Annotated in this window: 10 protein-coding genes; 4 read left to right on the plus strand and 6 right to left on the minus strand. The window is 50.7% G+C overall.

Going from position 1 to position 15,901, the window contains the following annotated elements; translation table 11 throughout:
* Positions 1-2 precede the first annotated feature (2 nt).
* The 3 genes from ACR9Y8_RS29785 to ACR9Y8_RS29795 form a co-directional block, all read right to left on the minus strand.
* Complete coding sequence (locus tag ACR9Y8_RS29785) at positions 3-3,323, minus strand: TonB-dependent receptor (RefSeq protein WP_481216949.1); 3,321 nt, start codon at positions 3,321-3,323, stop codon at positions 3-5.
* A gap of 92 nt (positions 3,324-3,415) precedes the next feature.
* Positions 3,416-4,582: a FecR family protein gene (locus ACR9Y8_RS29790; RefSeq protein WP_481216950.1), complete on the minus strand. Its 1,167-nt coding sequence runs from the start codon at positions 4,580-4,582 to the stop codon at positions 3,416-3,418.
* 76 nt (positions 4,583-4,658) lie between these two features.
* Positions 4,659-5,258, minus strand: a complete 600-nt coding sequence (locus ACR9Y8_RS29795) for an RNA polymerase sigma-70 factor (RefSeq protein ID WP_481216951.1) — start codon at positions 5,256-5,258, stop codon at positions 4,659-4,661.
* Between the two features lie 145 nt (positions 5,259-5,403).
* Here ACR9Y8_RS29795 and ACR9Y8_RS29800 point away from each other — a divergent pair, with 145 nt between their 5' ends.
* Both ACR9Y8_RS29800 and ACR9Y8_RS29805 read left to right on the plus strand, forming a co-directional pair.
* Positions 5,404-6,939: a DEAD/DEAH box helicase gene (locus tag ACR9Y8_RS29800; RefSeq protein ID WP_481216952.1), complete on the plus strand. Its 1,536-nt coding sequence runs from the start codon at positions 5,404-5,406 to the stop codon at positions 6,937-6,939.
* Positions 6,940-7,127: 188 nt separating this feature from the next.
* Complete coding sequence (locus tag ACR9Y8_RS29805) at positions 7,128-8,075, plus strand: bifunctional methionine sulfoxide reductase B/A protein (RefSeq protein WP_481217227.1); 948 nt, start codon at positions 7,128-7,130, stop codon at positions 8,073-8,075.
* 35 nt (positions 8,076-8,110) lie between these two features.
* On the opposite strand, the gene ACR9Y8_RS29810 is transcribed toward ACR9Y8_RS29805, so the two are convergent.
* Positions 8,111-9,472, minus strand: a complete 1,362-nt coding sequence (locus tag ACR9Y8_RS29810; RefSeq protein ID WP_481216953.1) for an FAD-binding oxidoreductase — start codon at positions 9,470-9,472, stop codon at positions 8,111-8,113.
* Between the two features lie 221 nt (positions 9,473-9,693).
* Between ACR9Y8_RS29810 and ACR9Y8_RS29815 the strand changes: the two genes are divergently transcribed.
* Positions 9,694-10,962 carry a TCR/Tet family MFS transporter gene (locus ACR9Y8_RS29815; RefSeq protein ID WP_481216954.1) on the plus strand — a complete coding sequence of 423 codons (1,269 nt, stop codon included), beginning with the start codon at positions 9,694-9,696 and terminating at the stop codon, positions 10,960-10,962.
* Between the two features lie 138 nt (positions 10,963-11,100).
* On the plus strand, positions 11,101-11,964 hold the full coding sequence (locus ACR9Y8_RS29820) for an AraC family transcriptional regulator (protein ID WP_481216955.1): 864 nt from the start codon (positions 11,101-11,103) through the stop codon (positions 11,962-11,964).
* Here the strand turns inward: ACR9Y8_RS29820 and ACR9Y8_RS29825 are convergent.
* Positions 11,946-13,358 carry a sigma-54-dependent transcriptional regulator gene (locus ACR9Y8_RS29825; protein WP_481216956.1) on the minus strand — a complete coding sequence of 471 codons (1,413 nt, stop codon included), beginning with the start codon at positions 13,356-13,358 and terminating at the stop codon, positions 11,946-11,948. The genes ACR9Y8_RS29820 and ACR9Y8_RS29825 overlap by 19 nt on opposite strands.
* Positions 13,355-15,787 carry a histidine kinase dimerization/phosphoacceptor domain -containing protein gene (locus tag ACR9Y8_RS29830; protein WP_481216957.1) on the minus strand — a complete coding sequence of 811 codons (2,433 nt, stop codon included), beginning with the start codon at positions 15,785-15,787 and terminating at the stop codon, positions 13,355-13,357. Before ACR9Y8_RS29830 ends, ACR9Y8_RS29825 begins: the two co-directional genes overlap by 4 nt.
* Positions 15,788-15,901: the final 114 nt, after the last annotated feature.

Here is a 15,901-nt window from a genome sequence, read left to right on the forward strand (position 1 = left end):
GTTTAGAAATTCAGGTTAAGGCCTGCGTTAAAGGAACGGGGCTGCGGGAGCACCAGGTTGTCTTCTCCTATAAAACGGGGATCCGTGTCTGAGCTTACCTCCGGATCCAGCCCGGAATAATTGGTGATCAGCCACAGGTTATCCGCCTGCAGGTACACCCTGAGACGTTTGATCTTCGCTCTTGACAGCCAGGAGGAGGGAAGCTCATATCCCAGGGATACCGTGCGCACCCGCAGAAAAGAGCCGTCTTCCATCCAGCGGCTGGAATTGTACAGGTTGTAGGCATTATTGTAAATAGCACGGGGCACAGTGTTGCTGGTACCGGGGCCTGTCCATCTGTTCTCTGCCACTTTCTTTACAAAGTTCACCGCATTCTGTCCCAGGCGTTCTATGGTAATGCGGGAAGTAGCATACACATCCTGCCCGTACATATAATTCAGGAAGATGGAGAGATCGAAATTCCTGTAGCGGAATGTGTTGTTCCAGCCGCCGTAGAAAGCAGGATTGGAGCTGCCTACTATCTGACGGTCGTTGACGTCGATGTTGCCGTCGCCATTCACATCCTCGTACTGAACATCGCCTGCCCGTACGCCGATGGCCTGCAGCGGCTTCGGCACGTCCTTATCGTCCTGGAAGATCCCTGTCATCTTATAGACCCAGATACTGCCAATATCCTGTCCTACCTGTAAAGCGCGGTTGGAGCCGATAGACAGCACATCGTTATTACCGATCAGGGAGGTGATACGGTTTTTAACAAAGGAGATATTGAAGTCAGACTTCCAGTTCAATCCGCCGAAATTAAGATCAGTGCTCACAGAGGTTTCCAAACCATAGTTCAGCATAGAGCCGATGTTACTGGTAATGCTGGTGAAGCCGGAAGTGCCTTGTATCGGCATATTGTACAGCAGGTTCGTAGTATGCTTACGGAAATAATCTACCGTAAGATTCACCGAGCCACTGAGCAGCCCCAGTTCCAATCCTCCATCCAGCTGGTTGGCTTTTTCCCAGGTGAGGCGGTTGTTGCCAAAACCCGTGATGGCGATACCGCTCTTACCGTCGTAGTTATAACCGCCACCGGTAAGCGACTGGTAACCATAATTGCTCACGCCTTCCTGGTTGCCGGTAGAGCCATAGCTGGCGCGCAGCTTCAGATCTGTAGCAGGCATATTCCAGAAGGACTCGCGGGACACCTGCCAGCCTGCAGACACGGATGGGAAGTAACCATAGCGCCTATCCGGTGAAAAGCGGGAAGAGCCATCTGTACGGATAGACATGCCCAGCAGGTATTTATTTTTCCAGGCAAGATTGGCCCTGCCGAAATAAGATTCCATGGCATTGCCATACAAATTGGTAGAAGCGTTATTGATAACGGAAGCAGCAGCCAGTACATCAAAAGAAGGCGCCGGGAACCCGTTACCATCAATACCATTATCAGACACCGTCATGCGCTGAAAGGAGTGGCCGCCCAGCAGGTCCAGCTTCAAATCGCCGAAAGTATGGGCGTAATTCAGCGTATTCTCCAGCAGCAGGTTGGTGAGCAGCCTGCGTTCATCTACAATGCGGCCGTTGCCTGTGCCATAGGGATGCTTTTGATTATAGTAGATGTAGTCATGCGTATAACCAATATCTGAACCAAAGGACGTTTTGAAGCGCAGGTCTTTGGTAAGCCTCAGCTCTGCAAACGCATTGCCCAGCAGGCGGTAGTTTTTCAGGGTAGCTACTTCCTCCTTCAGGATCTGGATAGGATTATGATACACCAGGTCTGCAGTGCCGCCTACGTAATAGTCTCCATTGGGCTTGTAAGGCCTGTCAAACGGACGTTGCGGAAGGCTCCTGCCCATTACTGTAGAACCGAGATTGGAACCCGGCACGCGGTTGTTATCTGAATAGCTGAAGCCAACGTTTACGCCAACACGCAGCCAATCTAAAGGCTCGCTGCTGAGGTTAATGCGGCCGGTATATTTTTGCAGGTCGTTATAGATCACCGTTCCTTTCTGGTTCAGGAAGCCACCGGAAATATAGTAGGTGGTTTTGTCGCTGCCGCCGGATACCGACAGATCTATATTCTGTGTCCAGGCTTTGCGCAATACCAGGTCCATCCAATCTGTATCCGGCAGGCCGGGGTAGGGATGATCTATACCCGTAATGAACTTGCTGTTGCCCGGCGTATAGCCGTATTGTTTGTTGTAGTTGTCTATTGCTTCGTTCACTACTTCAAGGTATAATTTGGAATCGGCCATTTCCACCTTGCCAAGGTTCGGCACTTCAGATACGCCTGTGTAGGCGTTCACGCTGAGTTGGCCGCCGCCTTTACGGCCGCTTTTGGTGGTGATCAGGATCACGCCGTTGGTGGCGCGTGAGCCATAGATGGCTGCGGAAGCCGCATCTTTCAATACTTCCACAGAGGCAATGTCTGCAGGATTGAGCTCTGAAAGCGGATTCATTTTATTACCGAAATTGGTCATGGCTGCATCATGCGGAATGATGGGCACTCCATCTACTACATACAGCGGCTCGTTGCTGGCGCTGAGGGAGCCGATACCGCGCACGCTTACACGTACTGCGCCACCAGGCATGCCGGAGCTGGAGGATACGTTCACACCTGCCACACGGCCCTGCAGCAGCTGGTCAGGGCCCAGTACCGGACGCGCATTCAGGTCATCCGGCCGAAACGTGCCGATAGCTCCGGTCAGTTCTGTTTTCTTCTGGGTACCATATCCAATCACTACCACCTGCTGCATATCACGGCGCTCGCGTTTCAGGCGGATATCAAATTCCCTGCGCTGACCTGCTTCCATAGTCTGCGTGGAAAAACCGATGTAAGAGAACACCAGCGTAGCAGGCAGCTTTACATTGTTCAGCACAAACTGCCCGTTACCATTGGTAGTGGTGCCAATAGTAGCGCCTTTAACGCTCACGGTTACACCGGGCAGCGGGTCGCCGTTATCTGCATCCCGCACGGAGCCGCTCAGCTGTACTACCTGCTCCTGTAAGGTGCCAGGTGCATCCTCTTTTCTAACCAGGATAACGGTTTTGTCTACGATCCGGTAGGTGAGGGGAGAGCCTTCCAGGCAGCGGTCCATCACCTGCTCAATAGTGGCGTCTTTAAGGTGCAGGGTGATCCCGGAAGCAGTTTTGGCGAGGTTCTCGTCTTTAAAGATGAAGAGATAATCGCTTTGTTTGCGTACAATACGGAATACGGTTTCCAGGCTGGCGTTGCTGACTTCCACGTCCAGTCCTTTATGCTGACTGATGGCGCTTGCGGAGAGCTGAAGCCCCGCCACCAGCACCAACAGCAGCAGCGTTCGTAATGATCGTTTCATATTTGATCCGTTTTTATCAATTAACTTTTATGCATAGGTAGGCCGCCCCGGTAGGCGCCTGCCAGGTGAGCTGTATTGCTTATGTGAACGTGTTATTTTTTGCTAACAGTTACTTTTCTGCCCTGTATCTCAAAATGTACATCTGCCGTCAGTTCCAATATTTTCAATGATTGCGTCAGGTACTCCTGCCTGCGCATGGCGCCGGATACATGAATGTTTTCATCCAGGCCTCCCTCATATACCACCTCCACATCGTACCAGCGGCTAATGTCGCGCATCACGGCAGACAGCTCATCATTTTTAAAGGTGAAGATGCCGTTCTTCCAGGCAATGGCGTCTTCCACATCGCCTGCGGCGCGTTGCAGGCGGCCGCTCTGTTGCTCCATCGTGGTTTGCTCTCCTGCAGCTAATGTGATCCCGTGCTTGCCGGATACTACACGTACTGCCCCTTGTACCAGCGTGGTAGTGAAAAGCTTTTCTTCGCTATAGGCATTGATATTAAAATGCGTGCCCAGTACCTGTACCCTCATGCCGCCCACGTTTACAAAGAAAGGGCGTGCGGCATCTGTGGCTACTTCAAAATAGGCTTCGCCGCTGAGTGTTACCGTACGATCGGCTCCATTGAAGCTGGCGGGATACTGGAGCGAGCTGGCGGCGTTCAGCCACACCTTGGTGCCATCTGCCAATTGTACCCGGTATTGCCCGCCATTGGGCGTAATAAGGGTATTGCTGCTGCTGCCGCCCTGGCTGTATACCAGCTCAGCATCCTGCTTTTTTACCTGCTCTCCGCTGCCAGCGGTAAGTGGCCCGTCTGCAGCCTGGTCAAGCAATACCGATTGCCCATTGCCTAATACCAGGCGGGCTTTATTGCCGCCGGGCGCAATATCGTGTGCAGTGGCGGCGGCCAGCGGCGCTTTTGTGGCTTGCGTTGGCCCCTGCCGCAAGAGGAAAAGGGCAGCTGCCGCAGCGATGCCTGTCACTACTACGGCGACAGCAATATTCCGCCAGCGGCGGAACATTGGCACCACCCGTGCAGGCGGCGCTGGCGGTTGTATACGTGCATGAATGTGTGACAGGATCGAGTCAGACAGCCCGGGAGCAGGGGCTTCAACGCCCTGTTGCCTGAACCGTTCCAGCATGTAGGCCTTTAGCTCGGTACCGGGCGTGTGCTCCAGGTAATCAAGCAGCCAGCGGCATTCTTCGTCCGTCCAGTGGGCCTTGGCCAGCAATTCGCGTAAATATGCTTCAGATGGGTTCAAAAGGTCGATTTGCGCTTAATACACCATCGCTGCAAAAAAGGGGGGCTGTGTAGAGGAATTTTTTTTGAAGGGAGCTTTATTGCTCAAATGCCTTGATAAACAAGGGGAAGGTTATGATCAGGGCCTGCCACTCGGGCTGCAGGCGAACGTATTCGCGTATAAAACGGCTGGCTTTTGTGATATGTTCCTTAACAGTGTAGTGAGATATCTGCAATTCGTTGGCCGCTTCTGCGTAGGTTTTTCCCTGCATTTTACACAGCAGGAACACTTTCTTTCGCTGGGGCGGTAATTGCTCAATGGCCCGTTCCAGCATATCGAGCTGGATGGAGGTCAGCTGCCATTCGTCGGCTTCCGGCTCCGCCACATCGCTGGTAATGGGTTCCACTTTCAGCCTGCGGCGCAGCTTGTCGCGCAGGTAATTGAGCGAGCGGTTATAGCTGACTACAAACAGCCAGTTGCCAGCAGGCTGTCCCGCCTGCAGCTGTTTGCGCTTTTCCCAGAGGGAGATGAACACTTCCTGCACAAGATCCTGCGCAGCAGCTTCCTCCCTCACCAGGTGAAGGATATTGGCATACACGCCGGGAAAATACATTTGGTAAATGGCATCAAATGCCGTTATATCATCCTCCTTTAATGATGCTACTAATGCTATTTCTGCGGACTCCTGGGAAGACATGCCTCTAGCTTGTTTTTATATAGGCCGGCAAATATTCTAATTAATGGTCGAATCTTCACGTGGACGCCAGCAAGTTAATATAAAAATAATACAACTGGCCCCAAGTTTGATAAGTTCCTCTAAAGTAGCAACAGCATTATATTTTATGGGACACGATATTGACGCGGGAAGATCTGCCGGACTGTATCCTTACCAGGAACGCGATCTGAATATCCTATTTGACAAAATTAACCGTTCCTCCAAAGGCAACCGGATCCTTTACCAGCTGCCTACAGGCGGCGGCAAAACCCGGATCTTTTCGGAGATCGCGAAACGGTATATAACAACGTTTAGCCAAAAGGTAATGGTGCTCACGCACCGTACTGAGCTGTGCAGCCAGACAGCCGCTACCCTGAAGCAACTCGGCATAAAAAATAAAGTGATCAACAGCACGGTTAAACGCCTGAACGCCAGGGAGCACTATCCCTGTTATGTGGGAATGGTAGAAACGCTCCGTAACCGCCTCCGGCAGGGCATGATGGATACCAAAGATATAGGGCTGCTGATCATTGACGAAGCGCATCACAACTCCTTCCGGAAACTGTTAAAAAGATTTCCAGATGCCCTGGTGGTAGGAGTGACCGCCACGCCTTTAAGCTCCAGTATCGAACAGCCCATGAATAAAACCTACCACGAGCTGGTGGTAGGAGAGAGCATAGCCGGTCTCGTTAAGCAGGGCTACCTGGCCAAACCTGTTTGCTGGCGCTATGATGTGGAGCTCAATTCACTGAGGACAGGCAGCCATGGTGATTTTACCATCAGCACCTCAGATGAGCTCTATTCATCACCCGCGATGCTGGACCTTTTATTGCATACATATGAAACGCATAGCAAGGGTAAGAAGACGCTCATCTTCAACAATGGTATCTTCACCTCACGGAACGTGTGTAAAATGTTCGAAGACGCCGGTTATGCAATAAAGCACCTGGATCATCATCATTCTGCTGCAGAACGTGCAGAGATCCTGAAATGGTTCAAACGGACCAAGGGGGCTATCCTGACCTCCGTTTCTATCCTGACCACCGGTTTTGATGAACCATCTATACAAACAGTGATCCTCAATCGTGCCACTACCTCGCTGACCCTTTATCACCAGATGATCGGAAGAGGATCCAGGAGTCTGCCGAAGAAAAAGACCTTCTCGATCATTGACCTCGGCAATAACACGGAGCGCTTCGGCGCCTGGCAAGACCCTTTAGACTGGCAGCTGATCTTTGACAGGCCCGAGCTGTTTTACGAAACCATGCGCAGCCATGCGGCCCAGGAGGCGCGTGTCATCTCCCCGGATCTTCGCGCTAAATTCCCCAACACCCTGCAGCTCTCATTTGATATCCAGGAAGCCTACCAGCGGGCCCTGGCAGAGGGCAGAAAGTCCATCACCGTTATCCGCGACGCCATCCGGCAACACGCCGCGATGTGCATAGAGAACAGCGGATCTATAGCAGAAGCGCTGCAGCTCACCGATGCGCTGGACAACGAGATCAGCTGGAGGGTGAAGCAATACGGTAAATGCCTGGGTAAGGTAACCAGGAATTATACAGACTGGTTAAAGGAAGACTACAAGTCAAGGTTGCAATTGCTCATCCAGAAACTGATGCAGAAAAGCTTAGCGAATAATAAGAGCCGCAGTAAAGCGGCCTGATAAGTCCTCCAGATCATGCTACCTGCCATTTTGTTAATGGTGTCCGCTGGGCGCCTGGAATTGGCGGCTTGGGCCCCGATTTTGACCGCCTCACCGGTTTTTGTTTGTCGGCCATAGTCGATAAATTTAATTTTAATACAAAATGAAAGCTATGAACTGGAACGACGTGTTGCAATTAGCACAAAATAATCCCGCTCCCCAGACGTGTTGAAAAAACTGACGAAGAATGGAAGCAGCTGCTTAGCCCGGAGCAATACCGGGTCACCCGTCAGCACGGTACAGAACGGCCCTTCAGTGGAGAGTATTGCGAAATTTACTCCGCCGGTATATATACATGCGCTTGTTGTGGAACGGAGCTTTTTGATTCCACCCAGAAATTTAACTCGCTCAGCGGCTGGCCATCTTTTACTGAGCCCTCACAGGCGAATGTGTTGAAGTACCGGTCCGACAAGAGCTTCGGCATGCAGCGAATAGAAGTATTGTGCAATGTTTGTGACGCCCACCTGGGGCACGTGTTCCCGGATGGACCGCCACCTTCCGGACTGCGTTTTTGCATTAACTCTCTTTCTCTGAAAAAAGAAGAAACAGACGTGCTTGAAACGGCTACCTTAGGCAGCGGCTGCTTCTGGTGTGCAGAAGCCCTTTTCAATGAGCTGGATGGCGTTGCTGAAGTAGTATCCGGTTATGCCGGTGGTAAAACAAAAGATCCTACCTACAAGCAGGTTACCACAGGTGATACCGGGCATGCAGAAGTGGTGCAGGTTCGCTTTGATCCGAAGAAGATCTCCTATGCCGACCTGCTGCGCATCTTTTTTGTTACACATAACCCAACAACGCTCAACCGCCAGGGTGCTGATGTAGGCACGCAATACCGCTCCATTATTTTGTATCATAATGAAGCGCAACAGCAAACCGCCAGGGAAGTTATTAACGAAATGCAGGCTTATTATGAGGAAAAGCGCATTGTAACAGAATTAGCGCCATATACAGCCTTCTACAAAGCAGAAGCAGCGCATCAGAATTTCTATCGCGACAACCCCGATCAGGCTTATTGCCAGGTCGTGATTACGCCGAAGCTGCAAAAGCTACGGGCAAATTTTAACGAGGTATTGAAGAAGAAGACGGAACAGATATAATTTGCAGACAAGCCGTGGACGATCCATCCACGGCTTTATCGCTTCAACTGATAACTATACCTGAATAGATTATCCGGGTCATACTTCGCTTTCAACGCAAGCAAGCGTTCATACGCCCCCGGCTCGTACGCCGCTTTAATACGTTCCTGCGCACCATCGCCATTTCCGCCCATGAAATTCATCCATACGCCACCGTTCACATAAGGTTGAAGTGCCGCCCTGTAATCTTGCACATAGTCTTTTACATTTGCAAACGCTGCGGCATCCGGTACAGCGCCTCCCATCATCAGGTAGAACAACGCATTGCGGTTGCCAATAGCGCTGCCATTAACAGGCGTCCGCGCCATGGCGCCGCCTGCATGCCTGATCACGTTCATGGTAAGCGGTGAAGCATCGTCGCTTGCAAAGCGAACGATCCTGTCAATGGCCTCGTCGGGGAGCGCGTCAAACATATCGCTTGAACCGTATTGCGCCATCGGATCAACAGGATCATTGGTGATAGAGGAGATTTCCGAAAAAGGCATCTCCCGGAAGGTATTGGCAATGGGCGCCTGCCAGTTGAGCCAGGGCTGCAACCATCGTTCGCCCTCAATAGCGCCGCCCGCAAAGGCAGCCATAAGCATAACAAGCGTCTTCCCGCGAAATACCTCCGGTATCCGTTCCAGGGGAGGAAATTTCATGATCGCGACCGAAGATGTCAGCTCTTCGGGTACTGTTTTAATCCATTCCCGGTAAAAACGCAATGCTTCCGCTGCGCTTTCTTTCGGGTACACCAGGCTACCGCCGTAAACAATGGGTACCAGGTACAGATCAAACTCCATTGCCGTCACTACGCCGAAATTGCCGCCTCCACCAGGCAATGCCCAGAACAGATCGCTGTTCTCCGTTGCACTGCAGCGCCGCAGTTCACCATCCGCTGTCACGATATCGATGCGCCGCAGGCTGTCTGACCCGAATCCGTAGAGGCGTGTCAGCCAGCCGATACCGCCGCCCAACATGTAGCCCACCACGCCCACATGGGGCGAGGAGCCCAGTAACGGGGCCAGGCTATGCGGTGTTACTGCATCCAGCACTTCCTGCCAGATAACGCCTGCTTCAACCCTTGCAGTGCGGGCTTTGGTATCCACGTGCACAGCTTTCATGCGCGAGGTAACGATCAGCAAACCATCATTCGCAGGATACAACATTCCGTGCCCGGTGGATTGCACGGCTACGCCTAAACCGGATGCACGGGCAAACCGGATCCCTGCAGCGATATCCGCCGCATTATGTGCAATGAGGATATAGGCCGGGTAATGGTCAATAGTCAGATCCCATCCACGCCGTATCTGATCATACCCGGTATCCTCCCTGCTGAGCACCTGGCCGGAAACCTGTTGTTGAAGTGTGCTGATCATGGTAACGCAATTTTATTTTGCGTTAACTTTTCCTCAAAAAAAGGGCCTATCTTCCCCATCTATCATTGATCCTTCTGCCTCATGACAACTTTATGGAAATTTCACCGGTTCCTGCTTGCCGTTCACAGGTAAAATCAGGACCTTTCACCGATAGATGATTGTAGCCGACATCCGCCACCACTTACTTTGTGATACATTCGTTGACTATTAATATCACTGCTATGAAGACGTCCAGACGTACCGCCCTGGCCCTTATTTTTGTTACTTTATTGATCGACTCCATGGGATTTGGTCTTATCATCCCGGTGATGGCAGACCTCGTTGCCCAGCTGAAAGGCATCCCGGTAAACGCGGCCAGCACCTACGGCGCCTTCTTATTATCAGCCTTTGCCATTATGCAATTCGTGTTTTCGCCCGTGATCGGCAACCTGAGCGACAGATATGGCCGCCGTCCGATTCTGCTGATCTCTTTATTGGGCTTCGGTATCGACTATTTTATATTGGCATGGGCGCCTTCCTACGAATGGTTGTTCGTGGGCAGGATCATCGCCGGTATCACGGGCGCCAGCTTTACTACTGCATCTTCCTACATTGCAGACGTAAGCCCTGATGAAACTTCCAAAGCAAAGAATTTCGGCCTGATAGGCGCCGCTTTTGGTATGGGTTTCGTACTCGGTCCTGCACTGGGGGGCGCGCTGGCAGGCTGGGGGATAAGAGCGCCTTTCTATGCAGCTGCAGCACTATGTTTGCTCAACTGCCTGATCGCATATTTTCTTTTACCGGAGTCCCTGCCTAAAGACAACCGGCGTGCCTTTGAATGGAAACGGGCCAATCCCTTCGGCTCATTAAAATTCCTGGTAAAGCACCCTGAGATCGGCGGACTGGCGCTTTGTTTTTTCCTCATCTATCTCGGTGCCCAATCCGTGCAGAGCAACTGGAATTTTTTCACCATTTACCGCTTTAACTGGAGCGAAGGCATGGTCGGCATCTCCCTGACAGTTGTAGGCGTTTTGATCGCAGGAGTGCAGGCTGGCTTAACAAGAGTGATCAATCCTAAACTGGGTAATGAGAAAAGCACTTACCTGGGCCTTTCGTTCTACATCGCCGGCCTGGTATTATTTGCCTTCGCCACCCAGGGCTGGATGATGTTTGCAATCCTGGTGGTATACTGCCTGGGCGGCATCTGCGGACCTTCCTTACAATCTGTTATATCCGGGTATGTACCGTCCAATCAACAGGGAGAATTGCAAGGCGCGCTCACCAGCCTGATGAGCCTGACCACTATTTTTGGTCCGGTAGTGATGAACAGCACTTTTGCTTATTTTACTTCAGATAAAGCGCCCTTCCATTTCCCGGGCATACATTTCCTGATCGGGGCAGTGTGCATGTTGCTGGGCTTAATACTCGCCAACAAGGCAATGACCAGGGGAAAGAAAGAGCATCCGGCAGCAGCGGTAGCGGGAGAGCAGGCAGAGAACGTAATCCCTTAATATCGGGAACAAAACGGAGACATTCCCGAAATACCAGCACTTTAAGAAAAACAGTTCTAATTAACCCGTTGATATAAAACAAGGTGGAGTTCGGTACAGCCTTTGAAAACCGCTAAAGGTCTTCGAAAATCAAATTGTATGCGAACGCTCTCTTACCCGGACATTCATCAACAGCCTCCTGCTACAGAACTACAAGCCGGAAGTATTCAATGTTTACGTTTCTTTAAAAATGATCCGCCTGATCGTCGCCGGATCATTTTTAAGGAAAGCGTTATCCTCTTTGTGAATGAAGGAACGTTTAACTTTCGTTACGGCAGCACCGTCTTTACCATCGGCAGGCGGCAGTTTGCTTCGTTCAGAAAGAATATGATGATCGGGTTCGAACTGAGCGGGGAAGTGGGGACCTGCATACTGATAACGTTTAAAAGAGACTGGCTGAAAGAGTTCTCACAAACTGCCCGCCTGGCTGCTATCAGACCCGGAGACGGAGCGCCGGCGCTGAGCGCTGATCTAAGTGCGAGATTACTGGGCTACATTGCATCGTTGAATGCCTATTTACAGGAAGAGGATTATATCGCGGGAAACCTGGCCAGGATAAAAGCGCTCGAACTGCTGTACTGGCTCTCAAAGAATGATGCGGCTATTTTTCAGCATCTGCTTGATAACGCAACTGATTTTCATACAGGCCTTAGCGCTATAGTAGAAGAAAATATACTGAACAACCTGTCCATTAAAGACCTGGCGAGGTTATCCGGCAGAAGCCTGTCCAGTTTCAGAAGGGAATTTCAGGCTGTCTACAACCAATTGCCTACTGAATGGATCCGGCAAAGAAGACTGGAGAAAGCGCAGGAGCTGTTAACCGGTACCCATATGTCCGTGACAGAGATCTGCTATACCCTCGGCTTTGAAAGCGTTCAGCATTTTTCCCGCTTATATAAATCGCATTTCGGCAGTCCGCCCTCAAAGCAACGTGGAAAAGCAGCTTACTTGCCGGGCAGGTAATCTTCCTTTTTTATCCCCAGGCGTTTCATTTTTGATTCCAGCGTGGAAGCAGGAATGTCAAGCTCTTTCGCCGCCCCGCCTTCCCCGCTGATCTTGCCCCTGCATTTTTTCAATACATGGAGGATATAATACTTTTCGTATTGCTGCCATGTTCTGATCTTGTCTTCCCCGCCTACATTAAATTCAGCAGGAGAAGCGCCGCCGGGGAACAGGAGATCATCGATCGGGTGATCCTCCAGCTCAGGATAGAATAACACCAGCCTCCTGATGACATTTTCAAGCTCACGTATATTACCCGGCCAGTGATAAGCGGTGAGTTTGGCGGCAAGATGGGTGGGGATGGTAAATGGGGTTTTGCCTTCATCCGCGCAGCATTTTTCAACGAAGTGTTCTGCCAGGGGGATGATATCAATTTTTCGATGGCGTAGTGGCGACAGCTGAAGGGGAAAAACATTCAGGCGGTAATAAAGATCCATCCGGAAGCGCCCCTCTGCAATCTCTTTTTCAAGGTTCCGGTTGGTGGCCGCCACTATCCGTACATTCACCCTGATCGTCTCTTTCCCGCCAAGCCGTTCGATCTCTTTTTCCTGCAGGGCTCTTAGTAATTTCACCTGTACCTCGGGAGGTATTTCGCCGATCTCGTCCAGGAACAGGGTGCCATTTTGCGCCTGTTCAAACTTCCCGGTCTGGCGCGCCACGGCGCCTGTGAATGCGCCTTTTTCATGACCGAATAAGATAGACTCGATCAGTGAAACAGGCATGGCTGCACAATTCACCTTTATAAAAGGATGATCTTTCCTGGGTGATAAGGCATGGATGGCCTGCGCCATTAATTCCTTGCCAGTTCCGCTCTCGCCCAGGATCAGCACCGTAGTATCCGACGGAGCCACCACGTGCAGGTACTTAAAGGTCTGTGTGAGCTCCTGGCTTTGACCAACGATCTTTGCGAGCGGATCAGCGGCCGTAATGCATTTCAGTTTTTCCTGGCTTGCTTCCAGTTCCTTATTGCCTGCCAGTACCCGCTGCCGGTCCTCATGCTGGTAGATCGCAATATGCAGCATCATCAGCACATCTTTTTCCCGGAAAGGCTTTACCAGGAAGCCATAGGGGCGGGTAGCCTTGGCTGCTTCCAGGGTGGTGGCGTTCGAGTTGGCCGACAGGTAAACAAAGGGAAGGCCCTGCTTATTCAGGATCCCGGCCAGGTCAATACCGGTAAGGCTTCCTTTCAGGTAGATGTCTACCAGCACAAAATCGGGCCGTACGCTCCGGATCATAGATTCAGCGATCTCCACGGAACGGGCAATGCCACAAACTTCATAACCGGCCCTGAACAGGATCCTTTCCAGGTTCTTCGCCTCTATAAATTCATCCTCGACAATAAGTATCTTTTTCATGCGCTTTCCTGATTAAATTGGCTGATCGCTGATAGCAGGGGAGTGCGGCGTCTGAAACGGATGTGAATACAGGTGCCGTTCGCCGCGTCGATGCGCACCACCCCGTCTATATCTTCTCCTAGTCCGCGGATCAGCTTTAAGCCAAGCCCTGTGCTTTCCGTCTCCGCAGGCTGTTTAAATCCTGTGCCGTTATCGCTCACCCTCAGCTCGGCCCATGTGTCATCGTCTGCAGTGAACGATACCCTGATCTGCGGTTGTACCGTTTTGCTGGTGAAAGCATATTTGATGGAGTTGGTGATCGCTTCGTTCACAATAAGCCCTACCGGTACGGCCTGGGAAACGTCTAGCTCAAGGTATGCGATATTTATATCAAAATCTATCTCATAACCGATGTTATATGCATCTTTTAAATTGCAAATGAGCTCCGGAAGATAGGATTGCATATTAACAGAAGATGAATGCTCGAACTGGTAAAGCTTCTGATGAAGAAGAGAGGTCGCATAGATCCGGTGCTGGCTTGCCTGTATAGCTTCCAGGGCATCGTTGCTCAGGTATTCGGATTGCAGCTCCAGCAGGCTCACTACTGTTTGCAGGCTGTTTTTTACCCTGTGATGCACTTCTTTCAGCAACCATTCTTTTTCATCCACCAATTGTACCAGCTGCGCATTTTTCTGCTCTATCAGGTGGGCGCCTTTCTGCTTCGAACGGTAGAGACTATATAGTAACACCACGGTAATAACCAGGAAGCCTGCGCCTGCCAATATGATATTCCTGGTTTGCCTTGCCTGTTTCAGGTTGCTCTGGTGCAACAGGCTTTCCTGCCTGAGAAGCTTAATATCCTGGTCCTTCCGTTCGGTGGCATGCAGCACATTCAACTCCTGGTTTTTGAATCGCTGCAACCGGTTTTGCGTGCTATCCACGTAACGCCGGAATTTTTGATAATTCGCAAATGCGGACTTGAAATGCCCTTCAGCAGAATCCAGCTTGTATAAGGTCAGGTAGTAGGTTTGAAGATAATGAGTACCCGGGTCTGTGCGTGCCAGCCCCCCTGATAGTGTGGCTAAAGATCTTGCATAACGGTAATCCTTTAAGCGCATATAAAACAAGCTTGCTTCGAGGATACAGCCAAATGTATAGCTATGCATGTGCTCCGGCGGAAGTTGCCGGACGAGATCCAGGAACCAGTCAAAGTACTTTTTTGCGCTGTCAATTTCATTTGTCTCATTAAAGCAATAGGCAAGGCTTTCAATAAGATATGCGCTGTCGGCTCTGCCCTCCGGCGGGTATTTTTCAAAAATTTGTTTCAGGAAGGGAATGAACTCTTTTATTTTTCCAAGTTTAAAGACCGTCCGCTTCATAGAATAGACGTTCGTATACCAGTATAATTGCGGTTCCCTGTCTTTCCTTTCCAATCCCTTTAAATACCACTCATAGGCCCTTTCATATTCATCAAACCCGTTGTACATATCTGCGATACGAAGACTTGTCATGCTGAGTATGGAAGAATCCCCTGTTTCGGCCATTGCCGCCATGCAGCTGTCTGCACATGCAGCGGTCCCCATATAATCGCCCTTCTTAATCCGCAGGAAAGAAAGCACATACCAGCTATCCATGACGTGCTTGTACCCCGAGCTTCGTTCCAATGCAATAAGCTCTTTCATCTTCGCCTCCGCTTTGGTGATATCGAAGTAGAAATAATAGGTAACAATGTCAGACAGGCATTCAATGGCATGTTCAGCCAGCTTCAGATTGGTAAAAGCGGAGAAAGCTATTTCAAGATGACGCAGGCGCAGGCTATCATTATACGGAAGGTGCAGTGCCAGCTGATGATGCGCAATCGCTTTTCTTTTAAACTCCCATTTAGGCACCCTGTTAAGCACTGACTGAAAATAACGGGCACTTTGCGGAACATCGCCTTGCTGGTAATAATATTCACCCCAGAGCGCATCGCATTCGCGTAACCATTTTGCAGCACCCATACGGAGGGCAAGGCGGCGTGCCTCGCCGGTAAACCGGGAAGCGCTATCCAGGTCATTAGAACGGGCGCCTGGCTTATGCAGGTAGTAAGCCGCCAGAACCAGCCAGCTGCGTATCTTCTTTTCATTATCAGCGGTGGTGATGCCACGGAGCAGCTCTCCAACACGATGTTCCTGGAGCAGGCCGGTTTCATGGCTTAGCTGCCCTTCGTTAATGATCTCATCATAGGGAAGCATCCTGTTCAATCCGTATAATTTACAGGCATATAGTATGCTGCTGTCAAGGTCCCACTGTCCCTGGTGGACCACATAAAAAAAACGTCCGATGTTCTTTAACAGCAGGCGCTGTTGCGGCACGGTATAAGCAGCTACTGTGGTGGAAAGCTTAGACTGAGCGTATACCTGTGGCCAATAGAACATGAAAACAAAGAACAAAAACCCCCTCTTCGCCATGATGAGTAAAGTAAGTCGCTACATATAGATTTGCAGGGTGAATATGCGACCTAATTTTCAAAAATCAAAGGGATTACAGTTTTCCTGAATGTGTTCCGGACACGGATGTTAAAA

This window comes from Chitinophaga sp. SVR4-12A, assembly GCF_056754765.1.

Excerpts from the sequence above, each read along its gene's own strand:
- ACR9Y8_RS29785 (WP_481216949.1), bottom strand. The coding sequence starts at position 3,323 with ATGAAACGATCATTACGAACGCTGCTGCTGTTGGTGCTGGTGGCGGGG.
- ACR9Y8_RS29795 (WP_481216951.1), bottom strand. The coding sequence starts at position 5,258 with ATGTCTTCCCAGGAGTCCGCAGAAATAGCATTAGTAGCATCATTAAAG.
- ACR9Y8_RS29800 (WP_481216952.1), top strand. The coding sequence starts at position 5,404 with ATGGGACACGATATTGACGCGGGAAGATCTGCCGGACTGTATCCTTAC.
- ACR9Y8_RS29810 (WP_481216953.1), bottom strand. The coding sequence starts at position 9,472 with ATGATCAGCACACTTCAACAACAGGTTTCCGGCCAGGTGCTCAGCAGG.
- ACR9Y8_RS29815 (WP_481216954.1), top strand. The coding sequence starts at position 9,694 with ATGAAGACGTCCAGACGTACCGCCCTGGCCCTTATTTTTGTTACTTTA.
- ACR9Y8_RS29820 (WP_481216955.1), top strand. The coding sequence starts at position 11,101 with ATGCGAACGCTCTCTTACCCGGACATTCATCAACAGCCTCCTGCTACA.
- ACR9Y8_RS29825 (WP_481216956.1), bottom strand. The coding sequence starts at position 13,358 with ATGAAAAAGATACTTATTGTCGAGGATGAATTTATAGAGGCGAAGAAC.
- ACR9Y8_RS29830 (WP_481216957.1), bottom strand. The coding sequence starts at position 15,787 with ATGGCGAAGAGGGGGTTTTTGTTCTTTGTTTTCATGTTCTATTGGCCA.